The sequence below is a fragment of the Paraburkholderia sp. CNPSo 3076 genome (assembly GCF_026343935.1).
Taxonomy (GTDB): domain Bacteria; phylum Pseudomonadota; class Gammaproteobacteria; order Burkholderiales; family Burkholderiaceae; genus Paraburkholderia; species Paraburkholderia nodosa.
Genome location: NZ_JAPMAL010000001.1, coordinates 212,317 through 234,391, shown reverse-complemented (window position 1 = coordinate 234,391; position 22,075 = coordinate 212,317). Strand labels below are relative to the sequence as shown.

The 22,075-nt window shown below is 56.7% G+C and carries 21 protein-coding genes and 1 pseudogene; 13 read left to right on the top strand and 9 right to left on the bottom strand.

The window, feature by feature from the left end:
- Nucleotides 1-74 precede the first annotated feature (74 nt).
- The 7 genes and pseudogenes from M3A49_RS01125 (at nucleotide 75) to M3A49_RS42585 (ending at nucleotide 8,712) form a co-directional block, all read left to right on the top strand.
- Nucleotides 75-1,289 (top strand): hypothetical protein, encoded by a 1,215-nt coding sequence (locus M3A49_RS01125; RefSeq protein WP_266227148.1) that lies wholly within the window; start codon nucleotides 75-77, stop codon nucleotides 1,287-1,289.
- Nucleotides 1,290-1,489: 200 nt separating this feature from the next.
- Nucleotides 1,490-2,167: pseudogene (locus M3A49_RS01120) on the top strand (transposase); the annotation flags it as partial.
- A 1,438-nt stretch (nucleotides 2,168-3,605) separates the two neighbouring features.
- Nucleotides 3,606-4,031, top strand: a complete 426-nt coding sequence (locus tag M3A49_RS01115; RefSeq protein ID WP_266227147.1) for a hypothetical protein — start codon at nucleotides 3,606-3,608, stop codon at nucleotides 4,029-4,031.
- 825 nt (nucleotides 4,032-4,856) lie between these two features.
- On the top strand, nucleotides 4,857-5,933 hold the full coding sequence (locus M3A49_RS01110; protein WP_266227146.1) for a hypothetical protein: 1,077 nt from the start codon (nucleotides 4,857-4,859) through the stop codon (nucleotides 5,931-5,933).
- A 4-nt stretch (nucleotides 5,934-5,937) separates the two neighbouring features.
- The gene (locus M3A49_RS01105; RefSeq protein WP_266227145.1) at nucleotides 5,938-6,591 is read left to right on the top strand and encodes a DUF7019 family protein; all 654 of its coding nucleotides are present in this window, start codon (nucleotides 5,938-5,940) and stop codon (nucleotides 6,589-6,591) included.
- Between the two features lie 1,266 nt (nucleotides 6,592-7,857).
- The gene (locus tag M3A49_RS01100; protein WP_266227144.1) at nucleotides 7,858-8,361 is read left to right on the top strand and encodes a hypothetical protein; all 504 of its coding nucleotides are present in this window, start codon (nucleotides 7,858-7,860) and stop codon (nucleotides 8,359-8,361) included.
- Nucleotides 8,362-8,418: 57 nt separating this feature from the next.
- Nucleotides 8,419-8,712 carry a helix-turn-helix domain-containing protein gene (locus M3A49_RS42585; protein WP_416338895.1) on the top strand — a complete coding sequence of 98 codons (294 nt, stop codon included), beginning with the start codon at nucleotides 8,419-8,421 and terminating at the stop codon, nucleotides 8,710-8,712.
- A gap of 134 nt (nucleotides 8,713-8,846) precedes the next feature.
- Here M3A49_RS42585 and tnpC read toward each other — a convergent pair whose 3' ends face one another.
- On the bottom strand, nucleotides 8,847-10,415 hold the full coding sequence (gene tnpC, locus M3A49_RS01095; RefSeq protein ID WP_254358493.1) for an IS66 family transposase: 1,569 nt from the start codon (nucleotides 10,413-10,415) through the stop codon (nucleotides 8,847-8,849).
- A gap of 30 nt (nucleotides 10,416-10,445) precedes the next feature.
- Nucleotides 10,446-10,607, bottom strand: coding sequence for an IS66 family insertion sequence element accessory protein TnpB (gene tnpB, locus M3A49_RS01090; RefSeq protein ID WP_416338905.1), 162 nt, complete (start codon nucleotides 10,605-10,607; stop codon nucleotides 10,446-10,448).
- On the opposite strand from tnpB (M3A49_RS01090), the gene M3A49_RS42580 reads away from it, so the two are divergent.
- The 3 genes from M3A49_RS42580 (at nucleotide 10,592) to M3A49_RS01080 (ending at nucleotide 13,916) form a co-directional block, all read left to right on the top strand.
- Nucleotides 10,592-10,900, top strand: a complete 309-nt coding sequence (locus M3A49_RS42580; RefSeq protein WP_416338904.1) for a DUF5372 family protein — start codon at nucleotides 10,592-10,594, stop codon at nucleotides 10,898-10,900. The genes tnpB (M3A49_RS01090) and M3A49_RS42580 overlap by 16 nt on opposite strands.
- Nucleotides 10,901-11,074: 174 nt before the next feature.
- On the top strand, nucleotides 11,075-11,545 hold the full coding sequence (locus tag M3A49_RS01085) for a helix-turn-helix domain-containing protein (protein WP_266227143.1): 471 nt from the start codon (nucleotides 11,075-11,077) through the stop codon (nucleotides 11,543-11,545).
- 286 nt (nucleotides 11,546-11,831) lie between these two features.
- Complete coding sequence (locus M3A49_RS01080; protein WP_266227142.1) at nucleotides 11,832-13,916, top strand: recombinase family protein; 2,085 nt, start codon at nucleotides 11,832-11,834, stop codon at nucleotides 13,914-13,916.
- 41 nt (nucleotides 13,917-13,957) lie between these two features.
- Here the strand turns inward: M3A49_RS01080 and tnpB (M3A49_RS01075) are convergent, their stop codons facing one another.
- Nucleotides 13,958-14,167: an IS66 family insertion sequence element accessory protein TnpB gene (gene tnpB / locus M3A49_RS01075; protein WP_133191258.1), complete on the bottom strand. Its 210-nt coding sequence runs from the start codon at nucleotides 14,165-14,167 to the stop codon at nucleotides 13,958-13,960.
- Nucleotides 14,164-14,622, bottom strand: coding sequence for an IS66-like element accessory protein TnpA (gene tnpA / locus M3A49_RS01070; protein ID WP_266227141.1), 459 nt, complete (start codon nucleotides 14,620-14,622; stop codon nucleotides 14,164-14,166). The genes tnpB (M3A49_RS01075) and tnpA overlap by 4 nt, the downstream gene beginning before the upstream one ends.
- A 32-nt stretch (nucleotides 14,623-14,654) precedes the next feature.
- Here tnpA and M3A49_RS01065 point away from each other — a divergent pair, with 32 nt between their 5' ends.
- Nucleotides 14,655-15,119 (top strand): hypothetical protein, encoded by a 465-nt coding sequence (locus M3A49_RS01065; protein ID WP_266227140.1) that lies wholly within the window; start codon nucleotides 14,655-14,657, stop codon nucleotides 15,117-15,119.
- 156 nt (nucleotides 15,120-15,275) lie between these two features.
- Here M3A49_RS01065 and M3A49_RS01060 read toward each other — a convergent pair whose 3' ends face one another.
- The 3 genes from M3A49_RS01060 to M3A49_RS01050 all read right to left on the bottom strand — a co-directional run bounded on the left by M3A49_RS01060 (nucleotide 15,276) and on the right by M3A49_RS01050 (nucleotide 17,823).
- Nucleotides 15,276-15,623 carry a hypothetical protein gene (locus tag M3A49_RS01060; protein WP_266227139.1) on the bottom strand — a complete coding sequence of 116 codons (348 nt, stop codon included), beginning with the start codon at nucleotides 15,621-15,623 and terminating at the stop codon, nucleotides 15,276-15,278.
- Between the two features lie 169 nt (nucleotides 15,624-15,792).
- The gene (locus tag M3A49_RS01055; RefSeq protein ID WP_266227138.1) at nucleotides 15,793-16,548 is read right to left on the bottom strand and encodes a hypothetical protein; all 756 of its coding nucleotides are present in this window, start codon (nucleotides 16,546-16,548) and stop codon (nucleotides 15,793-15,795) included.
- 456 nt (nucleotides 16,549-17,004) lie between these two features.
- On the bottom strand, nucleotides 17,005-17,823 hold the full coding sequence (locus tag M3A49_RS01050; RefSeq protein WP_266227137.1) for a hypothetical protein: 819 nt from the start codon (nucleotides 17,821-17,823) through the stop codon (nucleotides 17,005-17,007).
- On the opposite strand from M3A49_RS01050, the gene M3A49_RS01045 reads away from it, so the two are divergent.
- Nucleotides 17,822-18,034 carry an acetamidase/formamidase family protein gene (locus M3A49_RS01045; RefSeq protein WP_266227136.1) on the top strand — a complete coding sequence of 71 codons (213 nt, stop codon included), beginning with the start codon at nucleotides 17,822-17,824 and terminating at the stop codon, nucleotides 18,032-18,034. The two genes, M3A49_RS01050 and M3A49_RS01045, sit on opposite strands and share 2 nt — an antisense overlap.
- A gap of 163 nt (nucleotides 18,035-18,197) precedes the next feature.
- Here the strand turns inward: M3A49_RS01045 and M3A49_RS01040 are convergent, their stop codons facing one another.
- Nucleotides 18,198-19,442, bottom strand: a complete 1,245-nt coding sequence (locus M3A49_RS01040; RefSeq protein ID WP_266227135.1) for an HNH endonuclease — start codon at nucleotides 19,440-19,442, stop codon at nucleotides 18,198-18,200.
- 104 nt (nucleotides 19,443-19,546) lie between these two features.
- Nucleotides 19,547-20,617 carry a hypothetical protein gene (locus M3A49_RS01035; RefSeq protein ID WP_266227134.1) on the bottom strand — a complete coding sequence of 357 codons (1,071 nt, stop codon included), beginning with the start codon at nucleotides 20,615-20,617 and terminating at the stop codon, nucleotides 19,547-19,549.
- Here M3A49_RS01035 and M3A49_RS01030 point away from each other — a divergent pair.
- Nucleotides 20,548-22,017, top strand: coding sequence for a restriction endonuclease subunit S (locus M3A49_RS01030; RefSeq protein WP_323182915.1), 1,470 nt, complete (start codon nucleotides 20,548-20,550; stop codon nucleotides 22,015-22,017). The genes M3A49_RS01035 and M3A49_RS01030 overlap by 70 nt on opposite strands.
- Nucleotides 22,018-22,075: the final 58 nt, after the last annotated feature.

The following is a 22,075-nucleotide window of genomic DNA, read 5'->3' as shown; positions in this document are numbered from 1 at the left end:
GGCAGAGAAAGCTCTAAGAAGAGCCTCTATGGCCAAAGCCTGTTTACTATCCTGTCAACCTCTGGGTGCATGCAGTGGCAATTTCATTTCTGAGTTTTGATGTTTGGGTCGAGAAGGCAATTGAAACGTACAAGTTAGCAGTGACTGCTCGAGACTATGCAGATTTAGACGGTGCAAAATCGCCGATTTTTAGATGTCGGACCTACCTTTGTGGGGCTACAATTTCTGCGGTAGCAAGCTTTGCATTTTTGCTGTTCACGCTGAACCTGAATGCTCTGAATATTGAGCGTGCACCGTCGAGAAGCGATGGCTTGTCTGACACTACGATGTATTTTGTTGAAAATATTGCGGCGGCGTTTCCGCCGCCATCAATACACAATCTTGTATTCTCGAGGCAGTTCGAGGTATTGGCCCTGCCGGTCATTGCGTCATTGATTGCTGCGGCCGCAGCGTGCAGCCTCTTGAGCTTCAACGCTGTGCCAGGATATGGTCGGCGAAGACAGTTCGCATTTGCTTCGCTGACCGTGTCCGTCGGGCTTATACATCTCGGCGTGGCGTGTGGGGTGCTGGCTGTTCTAATTATGCTTGGCCGCATGGGCGGTCATGAACTGCCAGCAAGCGATATGGTCCCTACAGCAGTCATTGGCCTGGCGATACTTCTGGTTCCAATTACCACTCATCTCGTGCACAGGTGGAGTCGCAATTCCCCGATGAATGGGCTTGGTATAGTTCGAAGTCCGGCTCCCTATTCTGCCATCGCGCCTTTGGCAGTGGTGTTCATGTTGATACTCATCGCCGGGTGGGTCAACGACAGGTTCAAACCAGAACTCACACTGTTGTTGTCCGGTCATTGCGCTCAACCTGAAAAGGGGGCATGTGTTGCTACAGTCAAGCCAAAAGACATTGATGGCAAAGTTGCACTGCAATCCATCAGTGCTCAGCTTGTGCTTGGATATGCGGATGAAGCAAATATAGTTGGGCCGCGACGCCTGGCGACTTCTGCCGTGACGTTCGACGTTATCCAAGACCCAGATACTCCGCTACCGATACAGTTGACCACAGATGTGGAAGAGGGCGTGACCCAAAAGGTCGAGTTTCAGTGTCCGAAGCAATTCGCTGGTCGCCCGCGAAAGCTCGTCATTGTCAGCTCAAGTGCATCGGCGCAGACTCGGCTTCTAGAAGGTCCGAGTTTTGGAAACTATGCGTTTATACCCGTTCACTTTGCAATAGGTGGCGAACTCAATCAGCTGCTGAGAGGCCACCCGGATAGGTGTCGATTCTTTCCCTAAGTAATCTTCAGGGCAGACAAGTAACACGGCGGCGCCTCGTGCTCCTGTTTTCTTGTCATTGAGCTGATATTGTCGCTCGCGAAAATCACGCTAGAGTTGGCCGAGCTTAGAGAGCCTGGCGCTGTCCAGTCCTGGTCCAGCCTGTGTGAAAACGTGTTGGTCGCCTAAACTGAATCAACGCACTGAGATCTGGGTGACTCATGAAGCGATTCGTTGAAGGCGATGACCGCAAACAGGTCGCACTACTTCCCGAATGTGTCGATGACTACATCGGCGCAGATAACTCAGTCAGAGTCATAGACGCCTTCGTCGACGAGTTGGACCTCGCGGAACTGGGCTTCACCGGCATCAAGCCGGCGACCACCGGTCGTCCCTCCTATCACCCCGGTGCGATGCTCAAGATCTACATATACGGCTATCTGAACCGGATACCGTCCAGCCGGCGCCTGGAGCGCGAGTGTCAGCGCAATGTCGAGCTAATGTGGCTAACAGGCCGTCTCGCTCCGGACTTCAAGACAATCGCAGATTTTCGCCGTGACAGCGGCACGGCCATTCGCAATACATGTCGGCGTTTCATCGAACTGTGTCGCGGACTAAAGCTGCTATCCAGCGACATGGTAGCCATCGACGGCAGCAAGTTCAAGGCATCAAATAGCCGGGACCTGAATTACACAACGGGCAAGCTCGACAAGCGCCAGCGGCAGATCGAGGAGAGTGTGCAGCGACACCTCGACCTGATCGAAACGGCAGACAGAACCAGCGCAACAGGTTTCGCTCCAAAGACCGTTCGACTGTACGAGAAGATCGCCCGTTTGCGCCTGCAGATGCGTGCACAGATCAGGAAGCAGCTAGAGACGTCGCGAGTACAACAAAGCAGTCATCGACAGTTGCTTCTCCGGTTGCTTAGCGAAATTCGGTCAACTGGTACTTCTCTAACCGCAAACGCGCAGAATCTCATCACCGATATAAATACTCAATTTGGCGGCCGAATGTCTGACAGCATCGACAAACTGGTTGGAGCCGAACGAGACCTCGCGAATAGTGCCCTGCTCCTTACGAGACAGGTAAAGGAAGCGACACTGCAAGTCGAAAATAGCGCTGGGCGACAAGCACAAATTGCTTTGGAAGACGCAGACATTACTGCGTACGATGCGAGCTATTCGTTGCCTTGCCGTACGCTCACTCCGCGAGCGATGTATGTTGACCCGCCGAGTATGCGCAAAGGAGTAAATACGCCCTATCTAAAGATTCGGGGGAATTTTTTGGACCTGGGTTCCGCTGCAGCTGCGGAAGTTATGGGTGTCTCCGCCAACGTCATCTCTCGCTCACGCGACGAAGCGACAATTCAGGTACCAGCCGCAGTGCTCGCTCAAGTGACTGACGTACGGCCTGTTTCAGTGACACTTGCCGTACCACAATTGGTTCGCACTAACCTGTGGCTAGTATGCCCGGAGCACTATGAAACGTTGCCCGCGCCGCCCAGTGAATCAGTCGAAATCCGCCCGCCACTGTCTTATGACGTATTAGTTACTATCAGTGGAACCATGAAGCAATCTCAATCGTGGTCTCAAGATTTTCATTACTCAAAGAGCGATAACAACTGCGACGCCAGTTATGAAGACGACCAAGAGTTTTGCGCTCCGGAAAACTATCGACTTGATCCGTCTAAAGACTTGAGTAAAACGATTGCAATCCACAGCGCAAACTGCAATTCCCAAGTTGGTGCGCCTCAGATCGCTGGTCAGCGATGCGTCAAGGTCCCCGCACATTTAGGGGGTTGTGGGACCGACAAGATCTTGTTTCAGAAAGTAAATTGCAGAGGACGGGGCTGGTTCGACTATGACGTCACAGTTTTCGCATTAACAGACGGAGTAACCGCCATCGATGCAGTTACTATTGACGCGAAATCTCCTGACGGCTCGCAAACGAGCTTTCAAGCGACCCACCCACGAGCAAACGATGTAATGACGGACCCCGCGTGGAAATATGACGTAACCGTAACGGAAACTGAAGGAGATAAGGTCGTACGCAAAATATCCGCCGGGAGCGGGAACCCAAATCCGGAAGGGCTGGATACACGCATCTCTAACGGAACGGTATACGTGAACATCGATACCGGTGGTTGATAGCTAAATGGCGCATAGCTATCACTGCTGACCCGCCTATCGCTTCGAATAAAGGCAAAAACCTGATTCGTAACACGTTGATTGTGCAAAGCTATTTGCCGCCGTCGTCGAGGTCGATAGGCTGTGCGACTGGCCCATAGCAAACGCGGGAGATGTCGCCCGCCTTCTTTCGTGGCAGGAGGATTCAGAGATGAACTTGCGCTTGGCCGAAAGCGTGCCTGCGAGCCTGCGCGCACCGGCCAGACGTGTGGCCTTTATCGTTCTTCTGATCTGTTCCACGATGAAGGCGGGTCTGTGCGAGCAACCCCATGTCGTCACCGTTCAACCTGGGGCGACCGAGGAACTGTTCTTCCAGGTCAACCTCTCGGGAAATATATATGTCCGGCTCGGCACCGAGGACGGCAGCGAGCCCTGTGCGGACTTCTGGTGGATCACTTGGCCTCTCGGCACTGTCGAGTCGCTTGGACGCCATTGCGGATTCGCGACCTTCTCGATTCCCGGATGGTCGAAGCTCGCAGTGTCGTCGAAACTTCGCGTCGGCCGTACGAAGTCCGTGACCAAGATCGCGGTCTTTGAAAACTCCTCCGTAGCGCATTCATGGAAGTTCAGTTTCTAACGGCCTTCCTATCGGGAGATTTCACGACTCTTTAAGAGGCGGGCGCTGCAGTGACGATGGACTGAAAGGCAGTTCACATTCGCTGGCTATAAGCGCGACGTTTGAGATCGGCGCAATCCGAACGGTAGAAGAGCAACTAAGGCTGCCTCGCGAGTGAGCGTCCGTTAGGTGTTAGGTCCGCATTGTGCGCATAGTTCGTCCGTCACGTTACGGAGCAATGCAGCCGTTCCAACGGCAGGATTGCCCCTCGCCGAACGGCGGGTTGTCGCCGCTTCTTGCCCGACGCGGTCGGCCGGAGTCGACTGCGGATTCAACCGGTCGATGCAACACAGTCGAAGGGCTATCGGCCTGATCGGCGGCTCGACTTTCGGCGTTGACGCGTATTCAATGTTGGTAGCTCGACCTTTTCGGGGCTCGGCGTCTTCTTGTAAATCCGGATTCAACGTCATTCGAGTCACCAATTCCACGGACAGGGCTGTTGGACCGCTTCACAGTGTACGGCGCGTTGTATGGCCCGAAACGGCAGAGATAAAGTTGCCTCTTAGGGTCGTTCGATGCCTTCCCAAAACTACTATGTGCGGTAGCGCACAGAGTATTAAAGTCGGCCGTAGTGATTGGGACTACCCCTAATGCGAAGCGACTATACTCAAATTCGACGACAAATAGAGATCAATTACGCGAGCCGAATGAGAATCCGGCCGGTTGATCAGTAGTGTCCCATAGCCGATTCCATATATCGAGCGCCGTAAGCTTGCAAAATTGCTAGAGGTTTAACGTCCTTTGGCCGCTGTCAACCTCTGCGCTTGATTGACGGGGGATGAAAATATGGCAACACCGGAAGAATATGTGGGGATGTCTTTTGGCGCATTCGAAATCCTCCACCAGCTTGGGCATGGAGCGGAGGCCGAAGCGTACCTCTGCTACGACAAACGGACTTTAAGGGGTTACGTACTGCGTTTGTCTGTTGCAGATGACGATATCTGGGATGGCCCACCGATGAGACCGCCGCATAACAGAACTGTTGAGGCGCCAAATGCACGAGGGTCATGGCATGGCAAACTTGGATATGAGGCCAGCTTAAAGGAACGAATCGCAAAACTAAAAAAGAAACGCAGAAAAGCATTCATCAGAAAAATTCTGCCGCATCTAAAAAAGAGAGAAAAATTCGACATCGTAATCAAGGTGCCGACAGTGTATGGAATCCGTTCCGAAATGTATCTCATACCGTTGTCAGACCCATACCATCTTTCCAACTCAATTCGAGTAGATGACCTTTTGAGAATCGCTCCTGCCGACGATCTCGACTATTTTGAACTTTGGGAGGATTTTGCTCTAAAACTTCTAGGGGAGGCTCATGCAATGCTCCATGGCGACATCCCAGAAAATCAGTGGAAATCCAGATGGGAAAAGCTTGCTCATGGAAGAATTCTTAAAGAGGCGCTCAAAAGATATATGGCAAATGGTAATCTCGGAGCGGAAGAACAAGAACAAATATTTAACAAAATTCCAGAACGAAGCGCTGACTATCCAGAATTTGCAGAAGGTCTGGTTTTACGATTGATCGGATGCGTAAGTCGCGGTCGCTGTACCCTTCAAGCAGCCGCAACAACCGCCCGATGCAAATACTTCCGCCAAAACATCGGCTGGACAGAGCTTGACCAACTCGTTACTGTTTATGATTTACTTAGCAATGACAGGTTCGGCATAAAATCATCATCACTTCCAATTCTTGGGCATATACTGCTGGAACTTGGTAAGCCCGTGATTGATATCGATAAGAATCCAGAAATGTTCTCGTTAATTAATGATCAATTGAATTTTGATGAATATTCCTTATTTTTCCAAGATTTTGTCGGTGAGAATCGCCCATACCCCACGCTAGAAATAACAATGGAGAATTAGTGCGATGGAAAATTATTGGTATATATCCGACGCGAAACTTGAAATATTAAGACAAACGCTTCCGCGGACATGGAGTCAGGATCTTATTATAAAATTAAAATTCAAGTCACCTTGGTTTGAGGCGGAGGTTGGTCATCGTGACGTCAAAGCAGCAGTCGCTAATACGAAAATAATTTACGAGACACTTTTAAAAAGTGGCGATCTCCTCGATTTTTCTGCGCTTTCCGAATTTGATTCACCCCAATTTTTTAGTTTCCGTGGTCATGCGAGTCGAATGATTTCAAACGAAGGATATTGGATTGCACTTCATCGGGAATCCTCCGCCCTGCTTTTGGGCGGCTCGGCCAAGCATGCAATCGGCGCTTCGGGAACACCCGAGGGGTCAATTAGTCCGTCCATAAATCCACTAGGGGCGGCGACTTCGCTCTCGACGCAGGAATCGGCAGAATCAATCTCCGAGAAAATCTCGTATGTATGGCAGGAGGTGTATCGCACGGGCGGTGCGTCCGCCCCGGGTGTTGTACCGCAAGTGGAGGGGGTTGCACTATTTGCGGGTCGATTTCCGGCGTCGAAGCGTCAATTACGGCGCGCCGGAAAGTTACCGATAAGTAATGTGGTGGTCGGCACGCCCATATTCGTTAAACAAGTAGCATCGTAAGCGCGACGTAGCGGACTGTCCTCAGATCGCATTCCAAGTTTCCGTTGGAACGTACAGTTCGTGAATGCACACCGTACGATTGCGATTGACGCTTACAAAGTGCGAACGTGCGCGGTGGTAGAGGACTACGGAACGTTTGCTGCCGAGGGTGGTACGTCCGTTACCTGAAAGGAGACGACGCTCGAAAGTCAGTGCGGTAATGCACGCCAATGTCTGTAGTTGGCCCGAACCCGGTCCGACACGTCCGGCTCAACTCGACGGCAGTCGTTCGACCCTGAGCGCTTACGGCGACGGTTTCCGACGTATAACGCCAGCCAGGCGGCGTTGTTTGATTCCGTTGGGTCAGCATGAAATTGCGGAGCACGCGGTATTTGCATGCCATCAAACGCAATGCCGCTAATACGAGTTAGCGGCATTGAAGCGTTAACAGACAAACCCGGCTTCCGCCGGGTTTGGTTTTTTCTCGCCGCTTCAGCGCCATCACCGGCTCACCGCCAAGCACCGCGGCCGGTTCCAGAGGCGAACTTTTTTGGCTGCGGGGCAGGGCATCGGTTGGAATCGGCAGGCGCCGCCCCAATACTCCGCGTATCGGGGTTGAAATTTGGATCGTCGCCCTCAAGCGCTAGCAGCCCCAGGTCGTGGCTGTTGCAATCCAGAGATTCGCCCCGATTCGGAGAACGGCGATCTGGGGAGGCGAAATCGGAATACTCTGTTCCTGCAAGCTCGCTTCGAGGAGGATCGTGCTGGCCCCTGCGGGGGGAAGGGATCGTGCCGCCGTCATGTAGGGACGGCGGCACGGGATGGGCAGTTGACTGGGAGACTATCGTGTACTTCGATCCCCAAATCATCGAGCGCGTGTTGCGGATCCTGCTCGAGATCATCCAACTGTGGATCCGTCTGCACTGAAGTGCCCGGGTCCGCCGCTGCGCTAACAGCGGTGGACCTCCTCAATCATATACTAGCCTGCCGCGAGCGGGCTGGTGCTGTTCGATTGCCCAATATCTCCCTGACCCTGGGCCGTACGTTAGTGCCCATTCTCGTCGCATGTCGGACGCCGGACCGTAACGAGCCGCCTCACGACAGGACGGAGGTGGCCGTCGTCATTCAAAACGACGGGGGAGTTTTGCCAGTCAGCTCGCGCATCTTCCGCGGCACACGCCGCCCTGTTTCGCCAACATAATGGGAAAGGTCGCGAGCCCTCGCTATCACCATTCGGCCGCGCTTGGATTCCGTCGCCTCTACAGGACGACGAAATGAGGAGGGAACATGGACTTCGACACATTCGAGAGCCGCGCGCAGGACCTCGGGTTTCCCTATGACGCCTTCGTCCTCGGCACAGGAATAGGCTTACCCACCGGCAGAGTAGATATCGAAAAATCTCTGTCGCACTGGTACGAGTCCGGACACTGGCTACAAGCCCAAATGCGGGAAATCGATGAATCGTTTCTCGTCGAGTACAAGGACAAAGCGCCGTACGACGTTGTTGGCCAGCTATTCGCAGCCTATCCCAGCCTCGTGCAAGTCGTATCAGTTTACGAATACGACGAGCTTAAAGCAGAAGCCGATAAGAGGGGGGAAGAGTGGCCGGCACGCTGGGCAGGAACTTGCCAAATACCTGAGGCAATTCGGAATCGCGCATTTGATGCTCTGCGGAGTCGACAGCGCGGTCGGGCTCGACTGGATCACGTTTTATCGCCGGGATCCTCCGCCGTCCGATGCATCGCGTTCATATTCGGAGAAGGAAGCCGCGGCAGCCAAAGTGAGGTATAGATTCAAGGATGACGAAGCCGAAATCGCACGGTACAAGGTACCGGCCCTGCTGTATGAGTGGCAGCAGGGCCGAACCAGAGCGCGGAAGGCTTTACGCCGAGAGATTTTCTCCCGCTGACATTCCGTGAGATGCGCGTTGCCATTCTGGCGTCAAGGGGTATGGCAAATAAGTCGATCGCACGTGAGATGGACATCGAAGAGAGCACCGTGAGGACGTATCTTCGGAACATCGGTGACAAATTGCATGTAGTGCCAGGTGCGCAGACGCTCATCGACGCCATCTTGGGCGCCCAACAAAACCGTAGGAAGGTCGCCAGCGTTTCCCGGCGACTTTATTCATTCCGTGGATAGTGTGCCCGGTCTAGATTGCGCAAACTGCGTCACAGGTTTCCCCTGATGAGGTGACGTATGAAAGTAAGCGCCTCAGCTGGACCGTTCGTCCATTCGCGTGCGCGTAAAGCATGATTGTGAACTGGAGCTACCGGTCAGGTAGAGGGCTGTGGCGGACTGGCTGGCTTGTGCAACTTGTCGGCCACACGCCAAGGCAGGAGTTCGTCGATGCGATTGATTTTGTGATCGCCGATATGGGTTAGCACATAGTCGAGGTAGGCACGCGGATCGATGTCATTCAGTGCGCAAGTGCCAATCAGTGCATACATCGCAGCTGCCCGTTCGCCGCCGCTGTCTGAGCCGGCGAATAAAAAATTCTTCCGGCCCAGGCTTACACAACGCAGCGCGTTCTCTGCGATGTTGTTGTCAATCTCGAGCGTACCGTCTTCGCAATACAACGTCAGTGCGCTCCACTGGTTCAGCGTGTAGTTGATCGCCTTGGCCGTATCGGACTTCGACGACAGCGTTTCGAGCTTTGCCCTGAGCCACGCTTCGTAGATTTGAAGCAGTGGTCTGGCTTTCTCCTGCCGTATTCGCAGCCGTTCGGCGACGGGCCTGCCGCGAATGGAGGCCTCGATGTCGTAGAGCCCGCCAATATATTCGAGTGCTTTTTGTGTTGTGTCAGATGGCGTGCGCACGTGGATGTCGTAGAACTTTCTCCTCGCGTGGGCATGGCATGCCGCCTCGCGTATCGAGCCATCGCGGAACAATTCGTCGAAGCCTGCGTAAGCGTCCGCTTGCAGAATCCCTTTGAAGCTGGCGAGATGGGTTTGAGGATGGATGCCTTGCCGGTTCGGTGAGTACGCGAACCAGACCGAAGCCGGTTGCGTCGAGCCCGAGCGACGATCGTCGCGCACGTAGACCCATAGCCGGCCGGTACGGGTCTTCCTGTTGCCCGGTGAGAGAACCGGGATCGGCGTGTCATCGGCGTGCAGCTTGGTGGCCGACACCGTATAGCGGCGCAGCGCCTCTGTTAGCGGTGCGCACAGCGCCTCGCACTGGCCGACCCAGCGGCCCATGCTGGCCCGGTCAAGCGTCACGCCGTCGCGCGCCGCGATCGCGGATTGCCGGTACAACGGCTGGTGGTCTGCATACTTCGAGACGAGGATGTCTGCCAGCAAGCTCGGATGGGCGATACTCCGCTCGATCGGCAGCCCAGGCATCGGCGGCTGCGTGATCGTGCTGCAGCACGGGCAAACCAGCTTGCGCCGGATCGTGCGAATGACCTTGAACGCCGCTGCAACCCGGGCGAGTTGTTCGGATGAGTCCTCGCCGAGCGCCCGCATTGGTTGACCGCAATCCGGGCAGCTTGATTCAGGCTCGAGCACATAATCCTGGCGCGGCAGATGCGCGGCAAGCGCTTGCCTGGAAGCCGCTTCGTCCGTCGTTGTGTTCGAGGTGGACGCACTTGCCCCACGGGCCTGCGCACGCTGCACATCCACAACGCCGCGCCCGGCGGCCAGATCCTCAAGTTGAGTCTCGAGCGTCTCGATTTGCCGCTGCAGCTGCTCGGACTTGCGACCGAACTGCATGCGCCTGAGCTTGTCGATCTGCGCCTTGAGCTGCTCAATCTCGACATCGCGTTCGGCAAGCAGACTACGGGCCTCGACCAGCAAGGCCTTCAGCAGTTCGATATCGTCAGGGAGATCGGCGCCGTTCGACATGCGCCGTAGTTTACGAGTCTGCCGCGCGGTTTACAACATTGATAGTGCGGCGGTGCGACGGGGCTGCCGCCAGTCGATGCCCTCAAGCAGCATCGACAGTTGCGCAGAGCTCAGATGGACCTTGCCACCGTCAGCTTTGGGCCATATAAAACGGCCTCGTTCAAGTCGCTTGTAACATACCTCGAAATGCAGGCTCTGGGGCTGCCACAGAACATCTTGTCCGCATCACCCACCCGTTCCACCCGTTCAGCGGACAGCAACTTCTTTGTGTCGGTGAGCGCTATAACCGGTCTGGCCGGCGTCTCCTGCTGCGCATCGACGACAAGAGTTATTGCTCCGTTCCTCCGAAATGGACCGATATGAGCGAGCCTGATCCCGAGATCTCTATGGGACGAGAGCGCGCGTTGTTCACGGTCAACGACTTGATGGAGCTTGTGCTACTCGTGAGACGTCTTTCGTACAGGCGTGCCGGGAGCGGTACTTGACCGTAAAGAGATTTTTGCCGCAAATGTAAGGTAATTAACGCCGCTGAATCCGAAGCTGCGTCATAGATCGTGGGTATATAGCTACACTATGAAGGTTAGAAACTGAACGTCCTAGAGCTTGACAAAGCCTGTTGCGCGGCATAATTTAATTACAGTGAACTGCAGCCATTTGGAGTGAATGTGCCGCCCAATGAACGCAAGCGCTCGAAGACGGATGTCCTCGCGGAGGACGGTACGCTGAATCCAACGCCGTCGAACGTTCTCGATGCCAAGTTCCACGAGGGTGGATTCTTCGATCCCCATGACGCTGTGCAGGTCAAGTATGAGATGTTGCGTCGCGTTTCTGTTGAGAAGGCCTCCATAACGCAGATCTCCGACGAATATGGTGTTTCGCGGCCAACCTTCTATCAGGCGCGAGCGGACTTCGAGCAAGGAGGAATCGCAGGACTGGTTCCAAGGAAACGAGGGCCGCATGGTCCGCACAAGATCCAGGGCGAGGTGTTGGCGTTCCTCAAGTTACAACACACGCCCGGAGAACCACTTCGGGCGCGCGAACTGGCAAAGCTAGTTCGCAAAGAATTTGGTCTGGATGTACACCCGAGAACGATCGAGCGAGCGTTCGGTGTAAAAAAAACGGTGGAATAGAGGGATGCTGTGCCTGGCCGTCGGCCGTGTCGGCGCCGATCACCGCGCAATACGAGCTGATGCGTTCCGCCGCTCTTGGCCAGGCCTTGCCTGTGGAAGCCCGGCGCGGACTCAGCGTCTTCCTTGCGCGAGGGATGTGGGCGTGGGCACGCATGATGGTTCCGGGGCGTGCACCGCCCGAACCAAATGTTACCCGGTCATCGTCGAACGCTCAGCCCATCGAGCGTCAAGGCTTTATCTACGTACTCGCAGGCATGGCTGTGACGGTCAATGAGCGGAGAACATCGTGAACGCGTCCCTTAAAGTTCAGCCTCACCACCTCGAACGGAGCGCTTACCTCTACGTCCGGCAGTCGTCGATGCGGCAAGTCCTCGAGAACGTCGAGAGCACAAAGCGACAATATGCCCTGCGTGGACGCGCGACGGCGCTCGGCTGGCGTGACGCGCAGATCGTCACTATCGATAGCGACCAGGGGGAGTCTGGAGCATCGGCGTCCTGGCGGGAGGGGTTTCAACGATTGGTCACTGACGTGGGCATGGGCCGCGCAGGCATCGTCATGGGCCTGGAGGTGTCGCGCCTGGCCCGAAACAATGCTGACTGGCATCGGCTTCTGGAAATCTGCGCGCTCGCTGATACGCTGATTCTCGACGAAGACGGGATATACGATCCAGCAAGCTTCAATGACCGGCTCCTGCTTGGGCTCAAAGGAACAATGAGTGAAGCGGAGCTTCATGTTCTCAAAGCGCGCCTACGAGGCGGCATTCTGAACAAGGTGAATCGAGGCAAGTATCGGTGCGTGCTACCGACCGGCTTCGTATATGACGACCTTGGCAACGTAGTGCTTGACCCAGATTCCCAGGTCAGAGAGACCATCACGTATTTCTTTGAGACGTTCTTGCGAGTCGGCTCTGCCAGCCAGACAGTCAAGGTCTTCAAGAAGGAAGGCCTCCTGTTTCCATCCCGTATGCGCAACGCGAAGTTCCTGGTCTTCCAGCACCTCACCGCGTCGACGGCACTTCGCATGTTGAACAATCCGCGCTACGCAGGCGCTTACGCCTACGGCCGGAGGCACTATCGCAAACTCGCAGACGGGCGGAAAGTGCCGAAAAAGCGTGACCGCAATGACTGGCTTGCTTGCATTCCGGACGCCCATCCTGGATACATTACCTGGGAGCAGTATCAGCAGAACCTTGCTGTTCTGGAGACGAATGGTCGCGGGTATAAAGTCGCGCGATCATCGCCACCTCGCGAGGGAGCTGCTCTTCTGCAGGGACGCGCCATCTGCGGTCGTTGTGGTCGGTATCTCCGGCTCCGGTACGCTACGCGACGCGCACGACAGGAAGCCTGGTACGTCTGCGATCGAGCACAAGGCGCTCGTGGAGAACCTTGCTGCCAGTCAATTGCCGGAGCGCCGATTGATGAAGCAGTTGGCGCATTGATCGTCGCGTCGATGACTCCGGCTGCCGTTGAGTTGGCATGGGAGATACGTAAGGAAATCGAAGCGCGCCACGATGATGCCGATCGTTTACGCCTGCGCGCTATCGAACGCGCCCGGTTCGATGCAGATCTTGCGCAACGACGCTTCATGCTGGTCGACCCAAGTAACCGACTGGTCGCCGACACACTCGAGCAAGAATGGAACGACAAGCTGCGCATATTGGCCGACGCGAGAGAACAAAGGGAGCGTAGCCAGCAGCAGGAGCGTCTCATACTCGACGATGCGATCCGCGAGCGGCTCATCGCAATGACAGCGGACTTCAAAGCACTTTGGCGTGATCCATCGCTGGCGAATCGAGAGCGAAAGCGGCTGCTGGCCTACATCGTCGAGGACGTCACTCTGGTCAAACTTCCAGACGAAGGGACAACAAAGATTCACGTTCGCTTCAAGGCCGGCAAGACTGAAACGCTCACGGCGCAGAATCCCAAAACATCTGCACAACAGGTCAAAACCCAGCCAGAGGTCCTCGAGCTCATCGACAAGCTTCTCGATGACCATACATGCTCTCAGATTGCGCAGCACCTTAATGATCGTGGCATCCGTCCCGGCGGTTGTGTCCGTCCGGGTAAGAGCAACATTCGGTTCGACGCTCTGCGCGTCTCATACATCGCACAGCGAAACGGACTTCGATCCCGCCGCGACAGACTGCGCGACCGCGGCATGCTCACAAAACTGGAAGCTGCAGCTCGACTCGGCGTCCACGAAGCAACACTCACCAGGTGGGTCGAATACGGCCTTGTCAAACGACACGCCTATAACGATTATGCGTTCCTCTATGAAGTCCCGGATTCCCACCCGCCTGTGAAGCACAGCAGCAGATGGGATCGACTCACTGACCGTGCGAAAGCGGCGCACAGCGAGCGTAGCATCTAAAACCCTCTGAGCCGCGAATAGGAGTTGCAGTATGAATCCAGCTAGTTCGCGAGCAGCCAGATTCCGTCCTCCGTAGCCCAGAGAATCTTTACCAGATCGCCCCGACGGCCCCGGAAGATGTAGACGTTGCCGGCCAGCGGATTCTCCTCAAGCGCGGTTTGCACCTTCGCAGCCAACCCCTGGAACCCGCATCGCATATCAGTGACGCCCGCAGCGATCCAGATGCGCGTGCCTGCCGGTAGGGAGATCATGAGCGCAGACTGCCCAGCACGATCCGCAGCATATCGGCATCTACCAGGCCGTCCACTTTAACCACCGCACGACCGATCCTGATCTCGATCGTGCCGACAGGTGGTACAGGCTTCGCGCTCTGCACTTGCGCTTCTGCCGGGGCTGACGCGATGACCTCCGTCGGCGTGTCGCTTAGCAATACGACCGGAATGAGCCCGGCAGATCGAGCTTGCTGATCGGCCAGATATCGCCGTCGCCAGGTGAACAGCATGTTCGCGTTGATGCCATTCTCCCGAGCCAGCTTTGCGACTGATACGCCCGGCTCGCAAGCGGCCGCTGCCAGTCGCTCACGAAGCTCCCGGGGGTAATTCGGGCGCCCCGTTCGTGTACCCGGCTTCTTCTCTGCAGACTGTGTCAAAGTGATGCCCATCAGATCGGAAATGATGGGCACCACTTTGATGCCGCCCTCAGCCACCGTCTATAACGGCCGGAACGAGTCGCTTACGTATGAAACGCAATCTGACTCGATTCGCCCCGCTGTTGATCACGCTGCTGGTATGCATCGATACCCCGCTTGCACACGCCCAGGCGCAAAATCCGCCGAATGACGGCACGACGGTGAGCGCCAGCGAACAGCGCTTCGAGCAAAGTTTCCGTGTGCCGATCGTGATGCAGCAGGACGCGCAGATCGAAAATTCGGCGATCAAGCTTGTGGCGCGGTCGGCCGCGGACAACGCCGTGTTGCTCGTCTACAGTGGACGCGTCGTTCCGTACCGATCGCAGATATCAGGCGAATGGCTGACTTTGCTATGCCAGGCGGCTGACGGCACCATCATCGGGAAATCGCGGCTTTTGAAGGTGCCGGCCGACGCGCGCAACCGTGACTACGAGGGCGAATCGGGCTGGCTGACATTGCTGCCAACCTATTCGGCTCGAGACATCGTAATGGTCCGACCCTGGATCATCGGGTAAAGGCAGTGGGTGCTGCCGCGTCCCGTCAAGGTCCTGGGTGCGTGGCACAAAGGAGGAAGATGCCCGTCAGGCGGGCCTCTGATCCTGTTCCGCACTGATGATCTAATCACTGGTCGTCAACGATCGCGCGACCGTCTACCGGCAGACCCTCCATGTTCAGGCATTGGAACTTCGGCCGTCTCGACGCCGAACGATTACGGGTGCGCGCGCCGGGTGAACGGTTACGCCTTCGACGCCGACGGTCATACGAGTTAGCGGCTTTGAGGCGGTTTGCAAACCGGCATGGCGGCCGACGCTCAGCCACGCGCTCGGAGACTTCAACGACTTGAGGTACGCGTTCATTTCGTCGCGGGCACAATGAAGCTGCTCGAGAAGGCCAATGCGGGCCGTCAGAACAAGTCGTAGGTTGGCATAGGCGGGCTCAAGAACAAAGTCTGACCGGTCCTTCCGAACCTGGTCCAGAAGTTCCGCAACCTTCCATGCCACAGAAGCGACGTGTTCCATGATGTCCTGCCATTCCTGGCGCCTGTACCGCAACGCCAAATGCGGCGCCTCTTCCCCGCTAACCGCGGCGCACCGTCGTTATCTGGCGTATCACCGCTCGGCAATCTTTCGAAAAGCCACAACGGGTGCGAAGTAAAGCACCCGCTGTTACCCCTTCAGGTCGGTCACACTACGGACAACTCGGCACAGCGAGGTTCTGCACCAGTGGCGGGTCGGACCTGATCTGCGCCGCAGCGAAGTCCTGTGGATAAACGCTGTTTACCCAGACCGGGTCGAAGCCGTTGCCGTTGGCGTCCACTTGCGACGTCTGGACGAAAACGTACTGACCGTTCTGGTTCAGCGGCGGGGTGCATTGCCAGCCGACCCTCCACGCGTCACTGGCATTGGTGCAATACGACACGACATGGCGAGACACGTGATTGGAGTCGCCCTGGATCGATGAGCCTGGTTGATCGTTAGGATCAGTGTCTGCATTGTTGGTTATCGCGTTGAACGAGACTGGGTTTTGCGGCGCCGTGAAGTTGGCATTTGCCGACACGTCAAGTGCGTACATCCCCAACGCAGAAGGCGGATTCCAATACTGTCCATAGACGACAACGACGCGGCCAGTCGCGGTCAGCAGGCCAGAATAAGCTGGAACGCTATTTCCCAGATTTACGACCAGCATCGTCGGATCGAAGTGGAAAGGACCTGTGGTGTGATTCTCGATGCAGGTGACCGAGATGAAAGGAACCGTACTGCCTTGTCCAGTTTCCAGCGCATTGCCATTGGGATTGAGCGGATCCCAATAGTTTTGAAAATCGAATGGCTCTCGATAGTAAATGACGACGGTGTTCGCCGGCCCGGGGGGGATAGGACACCCGGAGCAACCCAGGACGCCGGCTAGCGCCAACAGGTTCCTCGCCGCAAAGAGATATCTTTTCATTTGAGGCTCCCAGTCGGAAAGGTCAAAAGCGCGAGGTGGCACTCGCACGCAATTGGCTCCTGTACTAAGGCTAAGCGATGCGAATCGCTACAGCCTCCATCGTTTGATGGAGAACGCGCACGGAACGAACTTCGGCGATCCGTGGCGGGAATCCAGGCGTGTACTCGATGGGCCTGCAACGAAGGTGGGCTAAAGCAGCCGCCGGTGCACTGCGGCCTCAGGCGATGAACATTTTCGGTATTCGCAGCACACTGACCTGCCGCTCGTGTCCCAGCTGGTGAAAAAGTTCAACGAGCTTAACGCCCAGTTTCACTTGCTGCGGCGTCCGCCATTCCTGAGCGCCCACCGCTGGGGTTCGACCAGCCGTTCAGGATCCGCGCCCACTCACCGCGGCACACCGTCGCGCTGGCGGACCAAATCGGCAGCCCGAGCTTTGAAGCCGATAGACCCCCGGAGCTAGCTCAGCGCGGATATCCAGAGGGGGTAGCCGAAGATGATGAAATTGTGGTTGTGAGATCCACTGCCGACCTCGCGAATTCGATAAAGCGTCTCGATTTCTCTCGGCGCGGAAACGAAACAACCCCATTGCGCTAGCGTCTGTTCCGGGTCGACGTCGAATTCATCTGTCCTCTCGAAGCAGAGATCGGGCGAGACCCTGTGATCTTCAGCTTTCTGCCAGAAATTGAGGAAGTCAGCTTTGTCCCAGACCAAGTCTGAAAAGCGGGAGGCGAGCGCGCTATCAGCGATCTTGGCGTGTGCGTGATAGTAGAGCGACTGAAGCGCAGAGTATGCCGACATCCGCAGGCCGCCGCCCCATACTGGCTGATCGTCCTTGACATCCACATCCTCCAGCAGGCACAAAAGGCTGTACTCGTATATCGCACTCACGTCCCGTTCCGATCTGGATAACCAGAGGACAAATCCCGGAGAGTCCTTACCGGAGATATTGGAAGGCACCACCACACGCGATGCTCGACTTTGTTCGATAACGAACTTCACATTCCCCTTACCCGACTTGGAGTCAAAGGCACGCTCTTCTGGTCGCCCCTCGTGGACGCCCCCATTGGCCCGCAGGTAATCAAGCGTGAGCTTTGCCTTCTCGTCCTGGGTCATCGCGCGCGCGCGCTCACCCTGTTTCGCCTCTGCCTTTGGCCCTGTGAGGCTCAGGCCCGCCGTCCACTCCTTGGTTTTCTCGATCACCGTGAGCGAGGGATTGATCTGGCTGGCGTATTCGTCCAGGCGATGATCGTCGCGGAACAGGTATTCGGTAAGCATGGCGCGGGCCCTCATTCGCGTAGGTGCAGCCGTTCCAGGTGCGCGGGTTGCCGTCTCCGGGATGATCGACCTTCTGACGAGACAGCATCACATCAGCGCAATCGATGCATACCTGGTGTGCAGCGTTTGCGCCGATCTGCGTATCAGCGAGGTAGTCGACCAGCCTAACTGGATTGTCTCCCTCTGCATCCCGCGGATCGTATTCGAGTGAATTCTCAAAAGCGGATCTCCGTCTCTCGCCAGCCCTGTCCAATACGGCGGCGGGCCGTAAGCGCGGTGCACGGCCGACTCGTTGGTTGGCCGTGCTAGGCATGCTATGCGCCGCAGCCTATTCTCGCATGAGGCGAGCGGCCGGTTGTCAACGACGCTTGCGACTATCCCCCTGTGGCAAGCTGGCCAAGTTCATCACTAGTGACCGAAAGTGCGCTTTCGATGCTGACGTCAACCGATGCGCCGTCAAGGCTGGCGTAGTGGTGCAACACGCGCGGACTGAAACGTGCGATGCCGTCATCGAAGTCAAGCAGACCACGATCGTACAGGGTGTGAAGATCGCGCCGGAGCAGGATTCCATCAGTTGCCTCATTATGCCCCTCTCGCCAGTTGCGACCAGCGAGGTGAGCGGCCTCGAGTGCCTCCGGAACGTCACAACCCGAAACCGCGCACCGGCCGTCGTAGGCTTCGAAAACGGCCTTTCGGAATGCGGGCTGCTGCTGCCGAACCTCGACAGTCATAAAGCGAGCGACGCGCTTGTCAAGTTCGGTTTGTTGCCCCGGCTCCGGGTCTGTCGTCTCCGCATCTGCGGCAGCCACATTTTGCGGCTGTGGTCCGGGCACTGACGCCAGCTCGGCGCCACTCCAGTAGTCGTAGCACCGCTCACGTTCTGCTGCGTCATTTTCAATCCCGAACACCTTCCGGAATCCATCCGAGCATCGCCCAGTATCTTTCTGCACAACGAGGGATGTAATCACCGGCTCGCCGGCAGCAACGCATTCCTCGCCAAGCGACTTCAGCGCCGTGAAAAGCGTCCCATACCATAGGTCAAACCCGTTCATGAGCTCAGCGTATTTGACCGCTGATCGCCGCCGGGCGACATCGATCAGCCAGGTCCTGATGTACGGCAGTTTCGCTTGTGTGTTTGACGACGACAGACCGGTTTCCTGCGATCCGTCGATCGGGAAGTCGCCATTGCCGGCATCGGTCAGATGGCTCTCGGCGTGAGTGGGGAAGTCGCGCGCTGAGACCCATTTCGAAGCGCACTGCGCGAACAGGGTACCGTCATCGTCAACCTCGATCGATGCGATGGGAAAGGGGTCATCGCGATAAGACGCGATAGACCGTTGGCTGGCGACTGGATCCACGGCAGTCGCCACAATCGTGTAAGCGGCTATTCCCCCCTGCCAGATCTTCTTCAGCTGCCGCACGCGTTCGTCGCGACCCGCCGAAGCGCTTTCAACCAGTGTTTGAATATGCAGCACGCCAACTCGGCGAGTTTTCAAGTCGTATTCATCCGCCCACGCGCGAAGAATAATGACGTTCCCCCGCTCCGCACCCCAAGACCAGCGGTCATTGTGCAGGGGCATCCCGATGTCCGCAAAAAAGCGGCTGATTGACTTGGCCATTTCTATCCCTCAAATATGAAGCGTTCACACGGCCGAGTTTGTACAAAAAACAACGGTCGCGATACAACCCGGTGTTCAGTTTGTTCGCGTCGAGGCGATGAGCCTTATTCGTCTTCCAGACGCGTGTACGTGTAGGCATCCGCCCCAACATTTGAAGCGACCGGCAGGAACGCGCCACCCCCAGTGTCGTCGCCGGCGGCCCCCCTGTACGGGAACCAGTTGACGCTTGATGTCACTTGTCCGATGAAGCCCGTCACCCACATGCGGTTCAGGTAGTCGCGGTACCGAATGTATCCATAGAGCCACATGGGTTCTCCGTTGTTGCAGGCTCTCGCTTGCGTCTCGGTTAGGCCAATGTGTCCCGTGATCGGGAGCCTGATTTGATGGATCCAGGCTGCCCGCACGGTGTTGCCAAAGCTGCTGGCGTCAACCACGTCTGCGCCCCCATAGTCCGGTTCCGGGGAGATCTTGCCGAAGGCTGTCTTCACTGCAGTGCTGACGACTTCAGCATCTGACCTGCCTATGTTTTTCAGGTCGACAGTCAAGACCCCCGTATACCCGGAGTTCGCCCGGGCTATGGCGTTGAGCTGCATGCCCATCCCGGCAACAATCCACCGTGCGCTCTCCCGGGCGATCATCGCGTTCACCATCTCGCCCGCGACCCTTGCGCTCTCGAGCGCCGCGGTAGCAGACTTTTCTGCGGTCAATCCGGCGGACCTCGCCTCTTTAAAAAGTCCCCAGGTCGCAAGCCACAGGGCGAACGTGAAAACCGCGAGCAGCAACGTAACCAACACCATCGCCAAGTCGCTCACCTTCACGTACAGACCCGAAATCGTGAACCCTTCTTTGCCTTCAGCTGCAGTCCGATCCGAAGTGCTTGCGTTGCCTTCGCGCGGGTTCACTGCGGGGCTGTTCGGGACCGCAGCAGTCGATGCGGCAGCCGAAGCGACATTCTGGACAGCCCGATTGGCACCCTCTGCCGTGGCCTCGGCCCGAGACGTGTTCTGAGCCGTGCCGGACGCGGTTGGCTCATGGCGTGCATCAGCGAGGGCCCGCGAGTGCTCAGGCTTGGCATTGTCGACTGCCGGGGCGGCAAACGAGGAGGATGCAGCAATTGCGAAGGCAACCAGAAAGAACTTCGGCATGGCGCGGGCGTGCGGGAAGAAACCGGCCATCGTACCCGAAAGGCATGCGAGCCGGAATTGTCCGCACGGTAACGCACCGCCCTTGGGCGCTGCGCAGGTGGGAGAAACCGGTTCATGTCGGTCTGCGTTGTGACTTGCTTTTCACCACTGAAGCCCCTCTTGGAAACATAGCGTTGGTTGATATCAGCGAACGATTCGCGCTGGCTCAGCGCGTCATCTGCTTTCAGCTACATGACTTGTCTGTAGGTCCGTACCTCCGTTTCGCTATGATGTCTGAGGAGGTTCAGGAGCGGTTGTCCGCTGCAGCATCTGGAATGACCGCGACAGGTATCAAGGCGTCACGTCTCAAAGAACTACCTATCCCGATCCCGCCGTTAGCCGAGCAGCGTCGCATCGTCGCCAAAGTTGGCGAGCTGATGCGACTGTGTGACGAACTCGAAACGCGCGGTCGGCTAGAGGCCGAGCAGCATGCGAGGCTGACCGCGACACTGTTCACTGCGCTGGCCGCGAGCGAGTCGGCGCACGCGCTCGCCGAAAGCTGGGATCGTGTTGCCGCCCATTTCGATCTGCTGCTAGATCGAACCGAGGCAGTGGATGTGCTTGAGGGAACCATTGTGCAGCTCGCTGTACGCGGGTTGCTGGTACAGGCCGACCCGAATGATGAACCTGTAGACGCATTGCTGAACCGCATTCGTTCAGAAAAGGAGCCCCTAGCTACCGCTGGGAAAATCAAGCGGAGCACGGTTTCCGCGGAGACAGGAGAGGATGATCAACCGTTTGAGGCGCCTAAGCACTGGGCGTGGTGTTCACTCGGTGAGCTGATACTCAAAGGACCGAACAATGGATATTCCCCGAAACCGTCACCTACTGAGACCGACGTACGTTGCTTGAGCCTCAGCGCAACTACGCAGGGCTACTTTAAAGAAGACTGCTTCAAGTTTGTGGACATCCCAGTGCCGACGGCGGAGCAGTATTTTCTAAAGAGCGGAGATTTGTTGATACAGCGAGCGAACTCTCTGGATTACGTCGGCATTGCTGCCATCTACGATCGGGAAGACGATCTTTTCATGTATCCAGACTTGATGATGCGGTTACGCCTTTCCACCAGCGTCAACGTTCGCTATATCCATGCATACCTGATTTCCTACTTCGGCCGTCAATACTTCAAGGGAAAGGCGACGGGCACCCAAGGGAACATGCCAAAGATAAACCAAGGCGTGGTTGTCAACATGCCGATTCCTATTCCGCCGGCCGCCGAGCAAGCTCGCATCGTCGCGGGACTCGACCAACTCCGGGGACTGTGCACAGATCTACGTCAGCGCCTAGCCGAACGGCGGACCCGCCAAGCACGCTTGGCTGAAGCGATGGTTGAGCAGGCCACGACCGCTGCTCGATTTGTGGCGCACTCGGACGACCTCGCAGCAGCCTGACGGATTGGCGTCGGCCGGACGCCGCATCGCGACAGGTGGCGGGCGCGTGCCGGCCGAC

Excerpts from the sequence above, each read along its gene's own strand:
- tnpB (WP_133191258.1), bottom strand. The coding sequence starts at position 14,167 with ATGATCTCCCTACCGGCAGGCACGCGCATCTGGATCGCTGCGGGCGTC.
- M3A49_RS01040 (WP_266227135.1), bottom strand. The coding sequence starts at position 19,442 with ATGGCCAAGTCAATCAGCCGCTTTTTTGCGGACATCGGGATGCCCCTG.
- M3A49_RS01035 (WP_266227134.1), bottom strand. The coding sequence starts at position 20,617 with ATGGCCGGTTTCTTCCCGCACGCCCGCGCCATGCCGAAGTTCTTTCTG.
- M3A49_RS01065 (WP_266227140.1), top strand. The coding sequence starts at position 14,655 with ATGAAACGCAATCTGACTCGATTCGCCCCGCTGTTGATCACGCTGCTG.
- M3A49_RS01055 (WP_266227138.1), bottom strand. The coding sequence starts at position 16,548 with ATGAAAAGATATCTCTTTGCGGCGAGGAACCTGTTGGCGCTAGCCGGC.
- tnpC (WP_254358493.1), bottom strand. The coding sequence starts at position 10,415 with ATGTCGAACGGCGCCGATCTCCCTGACGATATCGAACTGCTGAAGGCC.
- M3A49_RS01100 (WP_266227144.1), top strand. The coding sequence starts at position 7,858 with ATGGACTTCGACACATTCGAGAGCCGCGCGCAGGACCTCGGGTTTCCC.
- M3A49_RS01105 (WP_266227145.1), top strand. The coding sequence starts at position 5,938 with ATGGAAAATTATTGGTATATATCCGACGCGAAACTTGAAATATTAAGA.
- M3A49_RS01110 (WP_266227146.1), top strand. The coding sequence starts at position 4,857 with ATGGCAACACCGGAAGAATATGTGGGGATGTCTTTTGGCGCATTCGAA.
- M3A49_RS01045 (WP_266227136.1), top strand. The coding sequence starts at position 17,822 with ATGGCGCGGGCCCTCATTCGCGTAGGTGCAGCCGTTCCAGGTGCGCGG.
- M3A49_RS01060 (WP_266227139.1), bottom strand. The coding sequence starts at position 15,623 with ATGGAACACGTCGCTTCTGTGGCATGGAAGGTTGCGGAACTTCTGGAC.
- M3A49_RS01050 (WP_266227137.1), bottom strand. The coding sequence starts at position 17,823 with ATGCTTACCGAATACCTGTTCCGCGACGATCATCGCCTGGACGAATAC.
- M3A49_RS01030 (WP_323182915.1), top strand. The coding sequence starts at position 20,548 with ATGCAGCAATTGCGAAGGCAACCAGAAAGAACTTCGGCATGGCGCGGG.
- M3A49_RS01115 (WP_266227147.1), top strand. The coding sequence starts at position 3,606 with ATGAACTTGCGCTTGGCCGAAAGCGTGCCTGCGAGCCTGCGCGCACCG.